The organism is Clostridioides sp. ZZV15-6383 (assembly GCF_020657735.1).
Lineage (GTDB): Bacteria > Bacillota > Clostridia > Peptostreptococcales > Peptostreptococcaceae > Clostridioides > Clostridioides difficile_D.
Window position 1 is genome coordinate 15,607 of the sequence record NZ_JAGWCV010000042.1, and the last position, 15,865, is coordinate 31,471.

Annotated in this window: 18 protein-coding genes; 16 read left to right on the forward strand and 2 right to left on the reverse strand. The window is 28.3% G+C overall.

From position 1 onward, the window contains the following. Window positions 1-80 precede the first annotated feature (80 nt). A complete protein-coding gene (gene dnaA, locus KGF42_RS14105) occupies window positions 81-1,400 on the reverse strand; it encodes a chromosomal replication initiator protein DnaA (protein WP_255643363.1) in 1,320 nt (439 codons plus the stop codon). 658 nt (window positions 1,401-2,058) lie between these two features. On the opposite strand from dnaA, the gene rpmH reads away from it, so the two are divergent. The 12 genes from rpmH (at window position 2,059) to KGF42_RS14165 (ending at window position 12,326) form a co-directional block, all read left to right on the forward strand. After that, a complete protein-coding gene (gene rpmH, locus KGF42_RS14110; RefSeq protein WP_003420485.1) occupies window positions 2,059-2,196 on the forward strand; it encodes a 50S ribosomal protein L34 in 138 nt (45 codons plus the stop codon). Between the two features lie 77 nt (window positions 2,197-2,273). After that, window positions 2,274-2,618, forward strand: coding sequence for a ribonuclease P protein component (gene rnpA, locus KGF42_RS14115; RefSeq protein WP_003429302.1), 345 nt, complete (start codon window positions 2,274-2,276; stop codon window positions 2,616-2,618). A gap of 32 nt (window positions 2,619-2,650) precedes the next feature. Beyond that, complete coding sequence (gene yidD, locus KGF42_RS14120) at window positions 2,651-2,902, forward strand: membrane protein insertion efficiency factor YidD (RefSeq protein WP_003429301.1); 252 nt, start codon at window positions 2,651-2,653, stop codon at window positions 2,900-2,902. A 31-nt stretch (window positions 2,903-2,933) separates the two neighbouring features. Next, on the forward strand, window positions 2,934-3,641 hold the full coding sequence (locus KGF42_RS14125) for a YidC/Oxa1 family membrane protein insertase (RefSeq protein ID WP_054275523.1): 708 nt from the start codon (window positions 2,934-2,936) through the stop codon (window positions 3,639-3,641). After that, window positions 3,610-4,239, forward strand: a complete 630-nt coding sequence (gene jag, locus KGF42_RS14130) for an RNA-binding cell elongation regulator Jag/EloR (protein WP_227822648.1) — start codon at window positions 3,610-3,612, stop codon at window positions 4,237-4,239. The genes KGF42_RS14125 and jag overlap by 32 nt, the downstream gene beginning before the upstream one ends. A 108-nt stretch (window positions 4,240-4,347) precedes the next feature. After that, window positions 4,348-5,727, forward strand: coding sequence for a tRNA uridine-5-carboxymethylaminomethyl(34) synthesis GTPase MnmE (mnmE, locus tag KGF42_RS14135; protein WP_227822647.1), 1,380 nt, complete (start codon window positions 4,348-4,350; stop codon window positions 5,725-5,727). Window positions 5,728-5,821: 94 nt separating this feature from the next. Beyond that, entirely contained in the window at window positions 5,822-7,717 is a 1,896-nt protein-coding gene (mnmG, locus tag KGF42_RS14140) for a tRNA uridine-5-carboxymethylaminomethyl(34) synthesis enzyme MnmG (RefSeq protein WP_227826547.1), read from the forward strand. Then, a complete protein-coding gene (gene rsmG, locus KGF42_RS14145) occupies window positions 7,710-8,429 on the forward strand; it encodes a 16S rRNA (guanine(527)-N(7))-methyltransferase RsmG (RefSeq protein ID WP_227822645.1) in 720 nt (239 codons plus the stop codon). Before mnmG ends, rsmG begins: the two co-directional genes overlap by 8 nt. 163 nt (window positions 8,430-8,592) lie before the next feature. Further along, window positions 8,593-9,378: a nucleoid occlusion protein gene (noc, locus tag KGF42_RS14150; protein WP_227822644.1), complete on the forward strand. Its 786-nt coding sequence runs from the start codon at window positions 8,593-8,595 to the stop codon at window positions 9,376-9,378. A gap of 134 nt (window positions 9,379-9,512) precedes the next feature. Beyond that, window positions 9,513-10,283 (forward strand): ParA family protein, encoded by a 771-nt coding sequence (locus tag KGF42_RS14155; protein ID WP_054275517.1) that lies wholly within the window; start codon window positions 9,513-9,515, stop codon window positions 10,281-10,283. Between the two features lie 4 nt (window positions 10,284-10,287). Further along, window positions 10,288-11,151 (forward strand): ParB/RepB/Spo0J family partition protein, encoded by an 864-nt coding sequence (locus KGF42_RS14160; RefSeq protein WP_227822643.1) that lies wholly within the window; start codon window positions 10,288-10,290, stop codon window positions 11,149-11,151. A gap of 32 nt (window positions 11,152-11,183) precedes the next feature. Next, a complete protein-coding gene (locus KGF42_RS14165) occupies window positions 11,184-12,326 on the forward strand; it encodes an aminotransferase class V-fold PLP-dependent enzyme (RefSeq protein WP_227822642.1) in 1,143 nt (380 codons plus the stop codon). Window positions 12,327-12,495: 169 nt separating this feature from the next. Here the strand turns inward: KGF42_RS14165 and KGF42_RS14170 are convergent, their stop codons facing one another. Next, window positions 12,496-13,071 carry a GerMN domain-containing protein gene (locus tag KGF42_RS14170; protein ID WP_227822641.1) on the reverse strand — a complete coding sequence of 192 codons (576 nt, stop codon included), beginning with the start codon at window positions 13,069-13,071 and terminating at the stop codon, window positions 12,496-12,498. Between the two features lie 259 nt (window positions 13,072-13,330). Between KGF42_RS14170 and rstA the strand changes: the two genes are divergently transcribed. From rstA to KGF42_RS14190, 4 genes are all read left to right on the forward strand, one after another. Continuing rightward, window positions 13,331-14,623 carry a toxin production/motility transcriptional repressor RstA gene (gene rstA, locus KGF42_RS14175; protein WP_054275513.1) on the forward strand — a complete coding sequence of 431 codons (1,293 nt, stop codon included), beginning with the start codon at window positions 13,331-13,333 and terminating at the stop codon, window positions 14,621-14,623. Between the two features lie 104 nt (window positions 14,624-14,727). Continuing rightward, window positions 14,728-15,330, forward strand: a complete 603-nt coding sequence (yedF, locus tag KGF42_RS14180; RefSeq protein WP_107594293.1) for a sulfurtransferase-like selenium metabolism protein YedF — start codon at window positions 14,728-14,730, stop codon at window positions 15,328-15,330. A gap of 78 nt (window positions 15,331-15,408) precedes the next feature. Continuing rightward, the gene (locus KGF42_RS14185) at window positions 15,409-15,672 is read left to right on the forward strand and encodes a DUF3343 domain-containing protein (RefSeq protein WP_054275511.1); all 264 of its coding nucleotides are present in this window, start codon (window positions 15,409-15,411) and stop codon (window positions 15,670-15,672) included. A gap of 74 nt (window positions 15,673-15,746) precedes the next feature. Further along, window positions 15,747-15,865, forward strand: a 119-nt coding sequence (locus KGF42_RS14190; protein WP_227826548.1) for a MerR family DNA-binding transcriptional regulator, incomplete at its 3' end; no start/stop codon positions are given.

The window sequence follows — 15,865 nt, forward strand, 5'->3', positions numbered from 1 at the left end:
TAATAATTTGTTAATAATTTTTATTCAAAAAAAATATTAACAGGTTATTCAAGAGATATAAACATGCAATTGTGTATAAGTTATCCCTTCAAATCTGATATAATTTTATCTATTTTAGTCTTAATTTCTTCACTTTCTTCTATATCTTTAGATACCTTGTCATGAGCATGAATTACTGTTGTATGATCCCTACCTCCAAACTCTTCTCCTATTTTGGGAAGGGATAAATCAGTAAGTTCGCGCGTTAAGTACATAGCTATTTGTCTTGGATAAGCTATTGAACGTGTTCTTTTTTTAGAATTAAAATCTTCCATCTTTAGATTGAATACAGAAGATACTTTTTCTTTTATTCTAAGAACATTTATTTCTTCATTTTTAGAAGTTGTTATAATATCTTTCAAAGCTTCTGTAGCAAGATCGAAAGATATTACCCTATTACTAAGAGAAGAATAAGCAACTACTCTAGTTAAGGCACCTTCTAGTTCCCTTATGTTTGATTTAATATTCTTTGCTATATATGACATGACTTCATTTGGCACATCTATACGTTCTAGTTGAGCCTTTTTTCTAAGTATAGCAATTCTTGTTTCAAAGTCTGGTGCTTGAATATCAGTTATAAGTCCCATTTCAAATCTCGATCTTAATCTATCTTCTAGTGTAGGTATATCTTTTGGTGGTCTATCACTAGAGATAATTATCTGTTTATTTGCTTCATGAAGAGTGTTAAATGTATGGAAAAACTCTTCTTGAGTTCTTTCCTTTCCAGCTATAAATTGAATATCATCAATTAATAAAACATCTACGTTTCTATATTTATTTCTAAATTCTTCATTTTTATCATCTTTTATAGAGTTTATAAGTTCATTAGTAAATTTTTCTGAAGAAACGTATACAACTTTTGAATCTTTTTTTTGGCTAACAATATGATGTCCTATAGCATGCATTAAGTGCGTTTTACCTAAACCAACTCCTCCATACAAAAAAAGTGGATTGTAAGCTTTAGCAGGAGATTCAGCAACTGCAACACATGCAGCATGAGCAAATCTATTGCTATTACCAATAACGAACGTATCAAATGTGTATTTTGGATTTAGGTTAGGGTAAAGTACTCTATAATTTAAATCTGAACTATCGGAATTTAAGTCAGCAACTTCCTTTTCGCTCAATACAAATTTAATATTATACTTTTTTAATGACAGTTGATTTATAGCATCTTCAATTAAATGCAAATATCTATTTTCTAGAATATCTTTATTAAAATCACTAGGAGCTAGTAGTATCAAGTCATTAAGATGTATTTTTAATGGTACGATGTTTTTAAAAAAGGTATTAAAACTTACTGAAGTTAAGTCACCTTTTATTAATTGTAGGGTTTTGTCCCATAAAGAAACTATATCCATAATATAAACCTCCGAACAGAATAATTAATATTTTCCACAAAGTTATTAACAGAAAAGCAAAAATATATATAAATTTTACAGAATAACTAAATTTATGGATAATGGTGTTGATAAATTAATAATAGTATAAATTATTAAAAAAAGATGAAAAGATATAAACAATATGTAGATAAAGTTATAAATAACATAAACATACAATAAATGGTGATTATAACTAGAGTATTGTCAGCAATCTTAAAAGTTATACACAAAAGTATCCACAAGCTGTGAATAATTTCTAATAAGTTGATAACATTTATACACATTATCAACAAGTATATTTATAATATCAAAATATATGTCAAACTTCAATGATTTGTAACTAATTTATCCACAATATTAACTAATTGTTGATAAAAATATAAACATGTTAAAATTACTTTATTTGTGTATATAATTGAAAAAAGTAATTTAGAATAAAATTAAATAGATTTTTACTAGTATTTTCAATAAAAAAAATACATAATATATATATGGTATATTTTGTGATATAAGCGTCCCAAAAACTCGTTGACAACAGTAGTAAAAGTATTTATAATTATATGTGTTATGTTTACTTTGAGGGTAAAGTTATTATTTTTATAAACGGAAAATAAAATCTGAAAGGCGGTGCAAAATAATGAGTAAAAGAACTTATCAACCAAAAAAGAGACAAAGAAGTAAAGAACATGGTTTCAGAAAAAGAATGAAGACGTCTAACGGAAGAAACGTGTTAAAGAGAAGAAGAGCTAAAGGAAGAAATAGATTAACTCATTAATTACAAAAGGGCCGCTGCAAAGGTGGCCTTTTTGTGTAAATAATTACAATTCATAGCTGTGTTTATGGAGGTTAACTATGGACTTTAATAGGACTAAAGGGTTGAAAAAAGACTCTGATTTTAGAAAAGTATATAAACACGGCAAATCTTTTGCAAACAAATATTTAGTAATATATATACTTAAAAACAAATCAGATTATAGTAGAGTAGGTATTTCTGTTTCAAAGAAAGTAGGAAAAGCCATTACTAGGAATAGAGTAAGAAGACTAATAAAAGAAGCCTACAGATTAAATATTGATGAAAAAATTAAGCCTGGATATGATATAGTATTTATAGCAAGAGTATCTAGTAAGGATGCTACTTTTAAAGACATAGACAAGTCTATAAAAAATTTAGTTAAAAGAACGGATATTTCTATTTAAATTGTATGCTATAAATATGGAGGTTAATGACTTTGAATAAAATAATTTATATATTAAAGGAAATAAGTAAGTATTTATCGAATTTATGTATTTATTTAGTGAGATTTTATCAAAAGTATATATCTCCCTTAAAGGGACCTACCTGTAGATTTTATCCAACTTGCTCACAATATTCAATAGAGGCGTTTAAGAAATATGGATTTGTAAAAGGTATGTATTTAACAATAAGAAGACTTTTAAAATGTCATCCTTTTCATCCAGGAGGTTACGACCCTCTAAAATAAAAGAGAGTAACTATTAGGAGGTATAAAAAAATTGAATATAATAGGAAATTTCTTAGGATTGATTCTTAAGGTAATATTTGAATTTGTTAATCATTATGGTATTTCTATAATACTTTTTACTATACTAGTAAAGATTATTTTATTACCATTAACAGTTAAGCAGACTAAGTCAACAAAGGCAATGCAAGATATACAACCTCGTATAAAAGAGATACAAGAAAAATATAAAAATAAGCCAGAAAAACAAAATGAAGAAATTGTTAAGTTATATGGAGAAGCTAAAATTAATCCACTATCTGGTTGTTTACCTTTATTAATACAGTTTCCTATATTAATAGGATTATTTAGCGTTTTGAGAGAGCCAGTTGCTCATGGCGTTTTTGCAAATCAAGCTGCGTTTTTAGCAGCTGACAATGGGTTTTTATGGATAAAAAGCTTAACAGCACCAGATTATATACTAGCAGTATTTTCAGGAGCAAGTGCATATGTTATGCAAAAAGTAATGACTCCAAAAGATCAGTTACAAGGCTCTATGAAAGTAATGACATATGTAATGGCAGGTATGTCTTTCTATTGGGGATTTATATTCCCAGCAGGACTTACATTGTACTGGACAGTAAGTAACTTATTCTCAATAGCTCAATATTACTTAATAATGAATCCTTTAAAAGCTAAGCTGGCTGCTAACTCTAAGGAGGAAAAAGTTAATGAGAAAAAGCCTAAAATTAATAAAAAGTAGAAGTAAGGAAGAAGCTATAAGTAAAGCTATAGCAGAGTTAAATTTAAAAGCAGAGGATATAGAAGTTGAAATACTTGAAAATCCAAGCAAAGGGTTTTTGGGTTTTATAGGTGCTAAAGATGGTACTTATGAAATTTTTGTTATCGAGAGGGAACTACATGTAGCTAAAAATTTTATAGAGGTAATGTTGAGAAATGCAAATGTTGATGCCAAAGTCAATGTATCTCAAAAAGATAATTTAATCATGGTTGATATTGAAGGCAAAGAAGCTGCAAGTTTAATTGGTAGAAGAGGGGAAACTTTAGATTCTATTCAATTTTTGACTGGATTAGCTCTTAATAAAATAAATAAAGATTCTCACACAAGAGTACTTGTAGATATAGAAAACTACAGATCAAAACGAGAAGAATCTTTAATAAGATATGCTAATAAAGTTGCTAGAGAAGTAGCGAAAACGAGAAAAACTAAAAAATTAGATTATATGAATCCGTATGAGAGAAGAATAATACATTCAGCTCTTCAAAACGACAAATATGTAATTACATATAGTGAAGGAACTGATCCATATAGAAGATTAGTAATTGAGTGTAAAAGATAAAATCAACCTCCTAGACATTAGGGGGTTTTATTTTTTAATCTTATTATATTATTGTGATTAGTTAAACATAAATCTATATGTAAAAAATTATAAATAGAGGTGATAAATTTGTTTATAGATGATACAATTGCGGCAATAGCCACAGCACCTGGAGAAGGTGGTATAGGAATTCTTAGAATAAGTGGAGAAAAAGCTTTAAAGGTTGCAGAAGAAATCTTTAGGTCTATGTCAGGAAAGAGTATTGAGAAATATAATAAGAGAACATTAATATATGGAAATATAGTAGATGATGAGAATGTAATTGATGAAGTTTTATTGGCATATATGAAAGGTCCAAACTCATATACAGGAGAAGATGTTATAGAAATCAATTGTCATGGTGGATTTATTTCAGTAAAGAAGATATTAGAACTAATATTATCAAAAGATGTTAGGCTAGCAGAGGCTGGTGAGTTCACTAAAAGAGCATTTTTAAATGGGAGAATAGATTTATCTCAAGCAGAGGCTGTAATTGATGTTATAAAAGCCAAAACTGATATAGCTCATGGGGTTGCTCAAAATCAATTAGAGGGGTCTTTATCAAAGAAGATAAGAGAATTAAGAGATAAAGTTACGGAGATATTAGCTCATGTAGAAGTTGCTATAGATTATCCTGAGGAAGATATTGAGCATATAACATATAAAACTCTTAAAGAAAAAACTAATGAACTTCAAAAAGAAATTAAAAAGTTATATGATACAGCTGAAAGTGGAAAAATACTTAGAGAGGGCTTAAAGACAGTAATTGTTGGTAAACCAAATGTAGGGAAATCTTCACTTCTTAACTCTATTTTAGGAGAGAATAGAGCAATAGTTACTGATATACCAGGAACTACTAGAGATGTTATAGAAGAGTTTGTAAATATAAAAGGAATACCTTTAAAAATTGTTGATACAGCAGGTATAAGAGAGACTGACGATATAGTCGAAAAAATAGGTGTTGAAAAGTCTAAAGAATCATTTACTAGTGCAGATTTAATTATAATGGTTTTAGATGCATCTAGAAAGTTGTCAGAAGAAGATATAGAGATATTAGAAAAGCTTAAAGATAAACAAACGATAGTACTGTTAAATAAGAATGATTTGAAACAGGAAATTGAAGAAGAAAAAATACTTAAATATGTAGAAAATAATAGTATAATAAAAATATCAGCTTTACAGCAAGAAGGAATAGAAAAATTACAAGATAAAATAGAGTCTATGGTATATAAAGGCAATATTAAAAATGATTCTAGTTTAGTAGTAACAAATTCCAGACATAAAGATGCACTTAGTAAAGCATATAAATCTGCAACAGATGCTTTAGTTGCTTTGGAACAAAGCATGCCATTTGACTTTGTAGAAGTTGATTTAAAAAATATATGGGACTATCTTGGGTATATTAATGGTGATACAGTAACAGAGGATTTACTAGATAATATATTCCATAATTTCTGTATAGGGAAGTAAGGTACAAAAATAAATTTGTTTTTATTATAGAGATTTTTAAAAAATTTATAGTGTTTCTCATGAAACATTAATTTTAAAAAGAAAGGAATTATAAATGATAAAGTTTGAAGCAGGAAAATATGATGTTATAGTGGTCGGAGCAGGACATGCTGGATGTGAAGCTGCTTTGGCTACTGCAAGAATGGGATATAAAACTTTGATAATAACGATGTCTTTGGATTCTATAGCATTAATGCCTTGTAATCCATCGATTGGTGGAACTGGTAAAGGTCAATTGGTTAAAGAAATAGATGCCTTAGGTGGTCAAATGGGATTAAATATAGACAAAACATATATACAAAGTAGAATGTTAAATACTGCCAAAGGGCCAGCAGTTCACTCTTTAAGAGCACAAGCAGATAAATTTAAATACCATGAAGAAATGAAAAAAACATTAGAAAATGAGCCAAATCTTGATATAGCTATGGATGAAGTTGTAGAAATATTACATGAAGGAAATGTTGTAATAGGTGTTGGAACTAAACTAGGATGTTCATTTAAATCTAAAGCTGTAATATTGGCTACTGGAGTCTATTTGAATTCAAAAATATATATGGGTGAGGTTGCATTTTATGAAGGTCCTAATGCATTGGGATATGCAAAATACCTTACAGATAGCTTAGTTGATTTGGGTCTTAGAATGAGAAGATTTAAGACAGGAACTCCAGCAAGAGTTCATAGAGATAGTATAGACTTCTCTGTAATGTCCTTACAAGAAGGAGATGAAAAAGTAACTCCTTTTTCATTTATGAATGAAAATATAGAGAAAGAACAAGAACCTTGTTACTTAACAAGAACTACAGAAGAAACTCAAAAAGTTATATTGGATAACTTAAAAAGGTCTGCTATGTATAGTGGAGTAATAGAGAGCACTGGACCAAGATATTGTCCTTCTATAGAAGATAAAGTAGTAAGATTTAGTGATAAAACATCACATCAATTATTTATAGAACCAGAAGGATTAAATACTAAAGAAATGTATATACAAGGAATTTCAACTAGTTTACCTTTTGAAGTTCAATTAGACATGTACAAAACTATAAAAGGACTTGAAAATTGTAAGATAATGAGACCTGCATATGCTATTGAATATGATTGTGTTGACCCAACACAACTAAAGATTAGTTTGGAAATAAAGGGCGTTGAGAACTTGTTTAGTGCAGGACAGTTCAATGGTACTTCTGGATATGAAGAAGCAGCAGCACAAGGGCTTATGGCTGGTATAAACGCAGTTAGAAAGATAGAAGGAAAAGAGCCTTTTGTATTAGACCGTTCAGAAGCGTATATAGGTGTTTTATTAGATGACCTTGTTACTAAAGGAACTAACGAACCTTATAGAATGATGACATCAAGAGCAGAATATCGATTATATTTAAGACAAGATAATGCAGATATGAGATTAACTCAAAAAGGTTATGATATAGGATTAGTTAAAAAAGATAGATATGAAAGATTCATAAATAAAAAGGCGGCTGTAGAGAAAGAATTTGAAAGATTAAAAAATGAAAGAGTTACACCAAAAGAAGTAAATAGTCTATTAGAAGAAAAGGGAGCAACACCAATAAAGGTTGGAATATCTCTATATGAATTTTTAAAGAGACCAGAAGTTACTTACGAATTGCTTGAGGAATTAGGCAAAGGTGCTGGTGAAGATGTTTCAAGAGAAGTTAAAGAGCAGTGTGTAATAATAACTAAATATGAAGGTTATATAGAAAAGCAATTGAAACAAATAGACCAATTTAAAAAACTTGAGAATAAAAAATTGGATGAGAAAATAAATTACTCATCTATAGAAGGACTTAGACTAGAGGCTAGACAGAAATTGGATGATATAAAACCTATTTCAATAGGTCAAGCATCTCGTATATCTGGTGTTTCTCCAGCTGATATATCAGTTTTACTTATATACCTAGAACAAGTCAGAAGAACTAGAGGTGGCAAAGGTGAATAATATAGAACTTCTGAAAAATGGGATTGAAGGTTTTAATATAAATACCAATAATGGTATGTTAGAAAAGTTTAAAATGTATAGAGAAATATTAGTTGACTGGAATAAAAAGATGAATCTTACTGGAATAGAAGATGAAAAAGAAGTATATATAAAGCATTTTTTAGACTCTATTTCAGCTGTAAAAAACGGATATATAAAAAATGGTATGTCTATAATAGATGTTGGTACAGGTGCTGGTTTTCCTGGAATACCATTAAAAATATGTTTAGATAGCTTAAAGCTTACTTTATTGGATTCCTTAAATAAAAGGATAAATTTTTTAGAGGAAGTTAGTAAAGAATTAAAACTAGACAACATTACATTTATACATGGAAGAGCTGAAGATTTTGGGAAAGATGAAAAATATAGAGAAAAGTATGATATTGCTACAGCAAGAGCTGTTGCTGGATTACCAATTCTCATGGAATTTTGTGTAGCGTTTGTAAAAGTTGGAGGATATTTTATTTGTTTAAAAGGACCTAATGCTAACTTAGAATTAGAAGAATCACAAAAGGCTATTAATATTTTAGGATTAAAGTTTGTTGAAAAAATAGATGTAGAATTACCAGAAATGGATTTAAATCATAATATATTAGTTTTTAAAAAAATAAAGGAAACACCAGTTAAGTACCCTAGAAAAGCTGGTAAACCAGCTAAAAATCCTATTAAATAATTGAGAAATTATTAGAGGCAAGCTTAATTATTTCTCAGGAAATGATTAAGCTTACCTCAAAAAAAACAAAAATAAAGGAATTATTAAAGTAGATGCAGAAATAAATTTGTATGTACATATAGAGAACAAAAATAATTTATATCTAAAATAAGAGAGGTATGTTATGGAAGATAAAAGAGTTATGGAGATACCTATAGAAGATGTAGTTCCAAATCCATATCAACCAAGAAAAATATTTTCACAAGTTTCATTGGAGGAATTGAGCAATTCTATAAAGGTATATGGTATAATTCAACCTATAACAGTTAGAGCGAAAGATGGCAAATATGAGTTAATTGCAGGAGAAAGAAGATTAAGAGCAGCTAAATTAGCAGAACTTAAAACTATACCAGCAATTATAAATAATATGAATGATGAATCTTCTGCTGTTCTAGCGTTATTAGAAAATTTGCAACGAGAAGACTTAAATTTCATTGAAGAAGCAATTGGTTATGAAAACTTAATAAAAGAACATGCTTTTACTCAACAGCAATTAGCAGAAAAATTGGGCAAAAATCAATCTACTGTAGCAAATAAGCTTAGAATATTAAAGCTTCCAAATGATATAAAAATGAAGCTGATAGAGAATAATTTAACAGAAAGACATGCTAGAGCATTTCTTAAACTACCAAGTGAAGATTTAATGCAAAGTGTACTAGACAAAGTCATAAAAAATGAATTGACTGTTAAAAAAACAGAGAAATTGATACAAGATATATTAGAAGAACGTAAAGTTCAAGAAGAGCCTGATAAAAAACAGAATATAAAGGGTGCAATGAGTATAAGGATTTACATAAATACTATAAAGCAGGCCTTTGATGCTATATCAAATACAGGAATTGATGCTAAGTATAATGAAATAGATAAGGGAGATTATATGGAAGTTGTTGTAAAAATCCCTAAAAAATAGAGATTACTGCTTACCAGTAATCTTTTTTTGTAATATAAGCTTTGTAACATAAATTGATTTATAGACATTATTTATAACTATAAAACACCTAGTCAAAATTTAAAATTAATTTAATTCTTAAAGGGGGGAACATCATGGGCAAAGTTATAGCTGTATTCAATCAAAAGGGTGGAGTCGGAAAAACTACAACAAATGTAAATTTAAGTGCTAGTTTAGGAACTTTGGGAAAGAAAATATTAGTATTAGATTTAGACCCACAAGGAAATACAACCAGTGGATATGGTATTAATAAAAATGAAGTAGAAAATACCATCTATGAAATTATGTTAGATGGATTACATATCAAAGAAGCAATAATAAGTACTGAATTTGAAAATGTGGACGTAGTTCCATCAGCTACTGAACTATCAGGTGCAGAGATAGAGCTTACATCTAAGACTAATAGAGAGTATATCTTAAAAAATTCCATAAAATCAGTAATAGATGAATATGATTATATATTTTTAGATTGTCCACCCTCACTTGGGATGCTTACAATAAATTGTCTAACTGCTGTAGATAGTGTTTTAATTCCCATACAATGTGAATACTATGCTTTAGAAGGTGTTAGTCAATTAATGGAAACTATAAAATTAGTAAAATCAAGATTAAATGCTGATATAGAGATTCAAGGTGTTGTCTTAAGTATGTTTGATGGAAGAGCTAATCTGTCAATACAAGTGGTTGAAGAAGTCAAAAAATATTTTAAAGGAAGTGTATATACAACTCTAATTCCAAGAAATGTAAGACTAGCAGAAGCTCCAAGTCATGGAAAACCTGTGATTTATTATGATAAGAGATGTAAAGGGTCTGTAGCTTATTTGGAACTAGCAGAAGAATTTATAGATTTAGAAGAGGAGGAATAGTAGTATGGAGAATAAGTCTAAAAGAAGTAACAGATTGGGTAGAGGTCTTAGTGCATTAATACCAGATATTAAAGGAGAAGCTTCAGAAAAAGAGATAGTCAACATAGATCTAGACAAAATATATCCAAACGAAGTTCAACCTAGAAAGCAGTTTGATGAAGAAAAGATAAAAATACTATCTGATTCTATAAAAAATTATGGTGTTTTACAACCAATAGTAGTTAAAATGGATGAAAATAATAAGTATATGATAATAGCTGGAGAAAGAAGATTTAGAGCATCAAAACTTGCAAATAAAAGTCAAATACCTGCTATAATTAAAGATATAGATATGAAAGAGATAATGGAGATAGCTTTAATTGAAAACTTACAGAGAGAAGATTTGAATTCAATAGAAGAGGCTTTAGCATATAAAAGTTTAATAGAAAATTACAATGTAACTCAAGAAGAAATATCAGAGGCTGTTGGTAAAAGTAGACCTCATATAACTAATACACTAAGACTTTTAAATCTAGGACAAGATGTCATAGAAATGATAGATAGTGGTAGAATTACAGCAGGTCATGGTAAGGCTTTATTGAGGATTGTAGATAAGGACTTGCAATTACAAATAGCGAAAAAAATAGAAGAAGAAGAACTTTCTGTAAGAGAAGTCGAAAATATAGCTAAAAAAATATCTGAAAATAAAGAAGAAGTACCAAAAAAATCTAAGCCTAAAGATGTATTTATCTTAGATGTTGAAGATAGACTTAGAAACATCTTTGGAACAAAAGTAAATATTTCTAAAGGAAAGAAAAAAGGTAAAATAGAGATAGAATACTATAATGATGATGATTTAAACAGTATTGTATCAATGCTTCTTGAATAGAACAAAACTATAAAACAGAGAGGAAGATTGTTATGATTTATTTAGATAATGCTGCAACTACATATCCAAAACCAGAAAGAGTGTATGATGCTGTTTTAGACTGTATGAAAAACTATTGTGCAAACCCAGGTAGAGCAGGACACAAACTCGCTATGAGAGCTGCAAGGGAAATATATGATACAAGAGAGAATATAGCTAAGTTGTTTAATGTTAGTAATCCTATGAATATAGTATTTACATCTAATGCAACAGATTCTTTGAATTTAGCAATAAAAGGTGTATTACAAGAAGGAGATCATGTAATAACAACGTCTATGGAGCATAATTCAGTAATAAGACCTATAAAAGCATTAGAAAAAAAGGGTGTTGAGAATACTGTAGTAAAATGTGACTATGAGGGATTTCTAGATTATGAAGCCTTAGAGAAATCAATAAAGAAAAATACTAAATTGATTGTAACAACACATGCATCTAATGTATGTGGAACTTTAATCGATATAAAAAAGGTTGGAGAAATAGCTAAAAAACATAATATACTATTTTTAGTAGATGCATCACAAACAGCAGGTGTTTATGATATAGATGTAAATAAATGTAATATAGATATGTTAGCAATGCCAGGTCATAAATGCTTATTTGGACCTCAAGGAACAGGAATATTATATGTAAGAGAAGGACTAAATTTAAATATATTAAAAGAAGGTGGAACAGGTAGTAAATCAGAAGAAATGGTTCAACCAGAATTGTTCCCAGATAAATATGAGTCAGGAACTCACAATACTCCAGGTATAGCAGGTCTTAACCAAGGTATATTATTTATATTTGAAAGAGGAATCAACAATATAAGACAACATGAAGAAGAATTATGTCAATATATGATGGACAAGTTAGAGGAAGTACCAGATATAAAGATATATGGCCCAAAAGACAGTAAAAAAAGAGCATCAGTAATAGCTCTAAATATAGGAAATATGGATTCTGGTGAGGTTACTTTTTTATTAGACAGTGATTATAATATAGCAACTAGATCAGGAATACATTGCTCTCCACTAGCACACACTACTTTAGGGACTTTAAAACAAGGGGCAGTAAGATTCAGTATAGGATATTTTAATACAAAAGAGGAGATAGATAAAGCAGTAGAAGCTTTGAAGAAAATTTCAAAAAATAAGTAGTATAGAATTAAACAATATGTAAAAAGAGGTTGTCTCAAAAGATAAGCTTCCTTTTCATTGTGGAAGTAATAAAAATGTATTTGATTTCATACAAAAGAGAGTGACTCATGAACTAAAAGGTTCATTTTGAGGCACTCTCTTTTCTTATAATATAGCATGTCTAAAAAAGTTACTTTAAGTAATCTCCTTCTTCAAGAACGATATGACCACTTTCATAATTAGAACCATCAACAGTAATTTTTATTTGTTCAACATTCATATTTTTTATATAAGTACGAGCAACTGAATCAAGCATTAAAGTTTCTGCATCACTACCTAAGTTTGACTTTGTGAAATCAGAGCTAACATCTAATATGCCAGTTTTCACACCGTCAATATCTTTTGTAGTGAATGAATTTAATTTTGAAGATTCTGGAACAACTTTAAGTTTTTGAAGTTCTTCAAATAGAGTGTTTTCATCAATTTTATTCAAATCAACTTTATTTTTAATTAAATCTGTCTTATCTACATCAAAAGAATAAATAGTAGCTGATTGAGTTTTAGCTTCTTCCTTTGGAGTAGATGTAGTTTTTTTATTAGGAACCTCTTTTTCAGTGTTGTTTTCTTCTTTTGGCTGTTCAACATTTGTATTGCTCTTAGTTTCTTTTTTAGGTGTATCATTTCCAATTTGAGCATTAGTACAACCAATTGCAAATATAGATATAGATAATATACTTAACACTAACATTATTTTCTTATTTTTCATAAAAATTTCTCCCCTCTTAAAAACTATTCTTATATATAATTATAATCGTTATGAGCAAATATATGAATACAAAATAGTAACAAATTTAAAAAATGATTTATTTAAATTAATTAAATTCAAAATAAACTAAATTTTAGTCATTTTTATGGGAAATCATTTAATGTACACAGAAAATATTGTAAAATAAAAGTAGTGTTTTTAAAATAAATATAAGTTATAATTATATTATAAAAAAATGTCTTCAAAAGGTGGGAATAGTATGGAAATTTTGAGCTTAGGAGAAAAGATTAAAAAATTAAGAAAAGAAAAAAACATGACATTAAAAGAATTAGCTGGAGATAGGATAACAGCGGCACAAATAAGCCATATAGAGAGGGATAAGTCTCATACTAGTTATGAACTGTTGGAATATCTAGGAGATAAGCTAGATGTAAGTGTAGAATATTTATTAGAGACTAAAGAAATGCAGTCAAAAAAGATAACTGATAATTTAATACTACAGAGCGAAATTTATATAAAAGAAAATGAGCTAAACAAGGCTGAGGACCAAATAAAAGAAGTTTTAGATATATGTAAGAGATACGATTTAATGGAGAACTATGGCAGATGTAATTTTTTAATGGCTAATATTAATCTGAAAAAATCTAACTATAATGACGCTATAGAAAACTTTGAGAAGGCATTATACTTCTTTATAAAAAATAGTGATAGTGAAAATATACTTAAGTGTTATTTAAACATAGGGAAAATATACATGCAGGAAGACTTTTATAAAGGTGCTATAAGCCACTTTAATTTTGCAGAGGAAATTTTGTTAGAGGGTAAGTTTGAGGATGTTAACATATATAAGGAACTATATAGCAAGATGGCATATTGTTACATAAAACTAGATAATCCCAATATGTCATTGAAGTACATAGACAAGATAAATGAAATAGATAATAGAAATGATAGAAAAGAAGATGTCGATATTTTGGTTTTAAAAGCAAACAATATGCTTGAGATTGGAAAATATGAAGAATCAAAAGATTACTTTAAAAAAGCATTAAAAATACTTGAAAATGAAGATAATAAAACTGGATTAGCAAATGTGTATTTAACAATTTGTGATGTTTATAGAAAAATAGGTGAAACAGATAGAGTACTTGAATATTCACAGAAGGTATATGACATAAAGAAAAATGATGAAGATGAATATATGATGTCAGGTTTATTCAAGATAATAGAAGCATATATAGATAAAGAAGACTATGATTTGGCTAGAAAATATTGTAAAATAGCTTTAGCTTCATCAATAAAAAATAAAAATAAGTTCAATGAATATAAAGCATTAAAATTCTATGCTAATATGTATAAAAATCAAAATGAAATTACTCTTGCAATTGAGTATTTAATTAAATGCATAAAAATAGTATCAGATTTAGGTAATAGTAGAATATTAGCTAACTTATATATAGACTTAGGTCAATTATATTCAAATATATCAAAAGAAAAAGAGTTAGAATATTATCAAAAAGGTGTATTTATGTATAAAAATTTAGAAATAATGTAAGATAAATAAACCTATAAGGGTATAGAAATAATCTATAACAAGCAAGATAATATCTATGATAAAATATAAATTGTATGAATATTTTTAAGGAGATGAATCAAACAATGAGTATAAAAATAGATGCTAGAGGGCTTGCTTGTCCTAAACCAGTTATAAATACAAAAAGAGAATTGGATAACTTAGAAGAAGGAGTTGTAGTCACAGTAGTTGACAATGAAACAGCTAAAGAAAATGTATTAAAACTTGCTAAGTCTTTAAATTGTGAAGCAAATATTGTTGATGAGAAAGAGAATTTTATATCTATAGAAATCATAAAAGGTAAAAATATCTTAGAGAAACAAAATATTTTAGATAACAAAGAAAGTGAATTAGAAGATACATGTGTATTTATATCTTCAGATAAGATGGGACTTGGCAATGATGAATTAGGAAAAGTATTAATAAAAGGTTTTATATATACTTTAACAGAGTCTAAGCCTTATCCTAAGTATGTACTTTTAGTTAATGGAGGAGTAAAGCTAAGTGCTGAAAATGAAGAAACTATAGAAAACTTAAAAATACTTGAGAATGCAGGTGTAGAAGTCTTATCTTGTGGGACTTGTTTAGACTACTACAATTTAAAAGACAAATTACAAGTAGGCACAGTTACAAATATGTACACTATAGTTGAAACATTAAAGAATGCATCAAATACCATTTCTTTATAATGTATGTTTGTTTAATAATATAAAACTAATAATAAAGATTAATTCAAAGAGAATTAGATAGTTAGAAAGGATTAAGTAATGAATCAGATGTATATAGTGTCATTTAATTCGACACATCATGCAATAAGATCAGAAAAGTTATTTGGTGAAAATAGTCTAAAAGTAATGGCTCTTCCAACACCAAGAGAAATAACAGCAAGTTGTGGAATATCAATTAAATTTTCTTTTGAAGATATTGAAAAGATAAAAACAATTTTAGTTGAAAATAATGTAGATGTAAAAGGAATTTATTGTATAAGTAAATTAGAAGATGGCTCAAAAGAAGTAGAGAAGTTAGATTAGGAGGTTATCTTTAGTTAATAAAAATATAGATAAATATAGTTATTTATAGTAAATTATAGTCAAGATGTGATTATATGAAAAACAATAACTATAAACCAAAAGAGTTTGCAGAGTTAATTAATATTTCAGTCAGAACTCTGCAACGTTGGGATGTTGAAGGGAAATTAAAGGCTTTTAGAACTCCAACAGATAG

Excerpts from the sequence above, each read along its gene's own strand:
- dnaA (WP_255643363.1), bottom strand. The coding sequence starts at position 1,400 with ATGGATATAGTTTCTTTATGGGACAAAACCCTACAATTAATAAAAGGT.
- rpmH (WP_003420485.1), top strand. The coding sequence starts at position 2,059 with ATGAGTAAAAGAACTTATCAACCAAAAAAGAGACAAAGAAGTAAAGAA.
- rnpA (WP_003429302.1), top strand. The coding sequence starts at position 2,274 with ATGGACTTTAATAGGACTAAAGGGTTGAAAAAAGACTCTGATTTTAGA.
- jag (WP_227822648.1), top strand. The coding sequence starts at position 3,610 with ATGAGAAAAAGCCTAAAATTAATAAAAAGTAGAAGTAAGGAAGAAGCT.
- mnmG (WP_227826547.1), top strand. The coding sequence starts at position 5,822 with ATGATAAAGTTTGAAGCAGGAAAATATGATGTTATAGTGGTCGGAGCA.
- noc (WP_227822644.1), top strand. The coding sequence starts at position 8,593 with ATGGAAGATAAAAGAGTTATGGAGATACCTATAGAAGATGTAGTTCCA.
- KGF42_RS14155 (WP_054275517.1), top strand. The coding sequence starts at position 9,513 with ATGGGCAAAGTTATAGCTGTATTCAATCAAAAGGGTGGAGTCGGAAAA.
- KGF42_RS14160 (WP_227822643.1), top strand. The coding sequence starts at position 10,288 with ATGGAGAATAAGTCTAAAAGAAGTAACAGATTGGGTAGAGGTCTTAGT.
- KGF42_RS14165 (WP_227822642.1), top strand. The coding sequence starts at position 11,184 with ATGATTTATTTAGATAATGCTGCAACTACATATCCAAAACCAGAAAGA.
- KGF42_RS14170 (WP_227822641.1), bottom strand. The coding sequence starts at position 13,071 with ATGAAAAATAAGAAAATAATGTTAGTGTTAAGTATATTATCTATATCT.
- rstA (WP_054275513.1), top strand. The coding sequence starts at position 13,331 with ATGGAAATTTTGAGCTTAGGAGAAAAGATTAAAAAATTAAGAAAAGAA.
- yedF (WP_107594293.1), top strand. The coding sequence starts at position 14,728 with ATGAGTATAAAAATAGATGCTAGAGGGCTTGCTTGTCCTAAACCAGTT.
- KGF42_RS14185 (WP_054275511.1), top strand. The coding sequence starts at position 15,409 with ATGAATCAGATGTATATAGTGTCATTTAATTCGACACATCATGCAATA.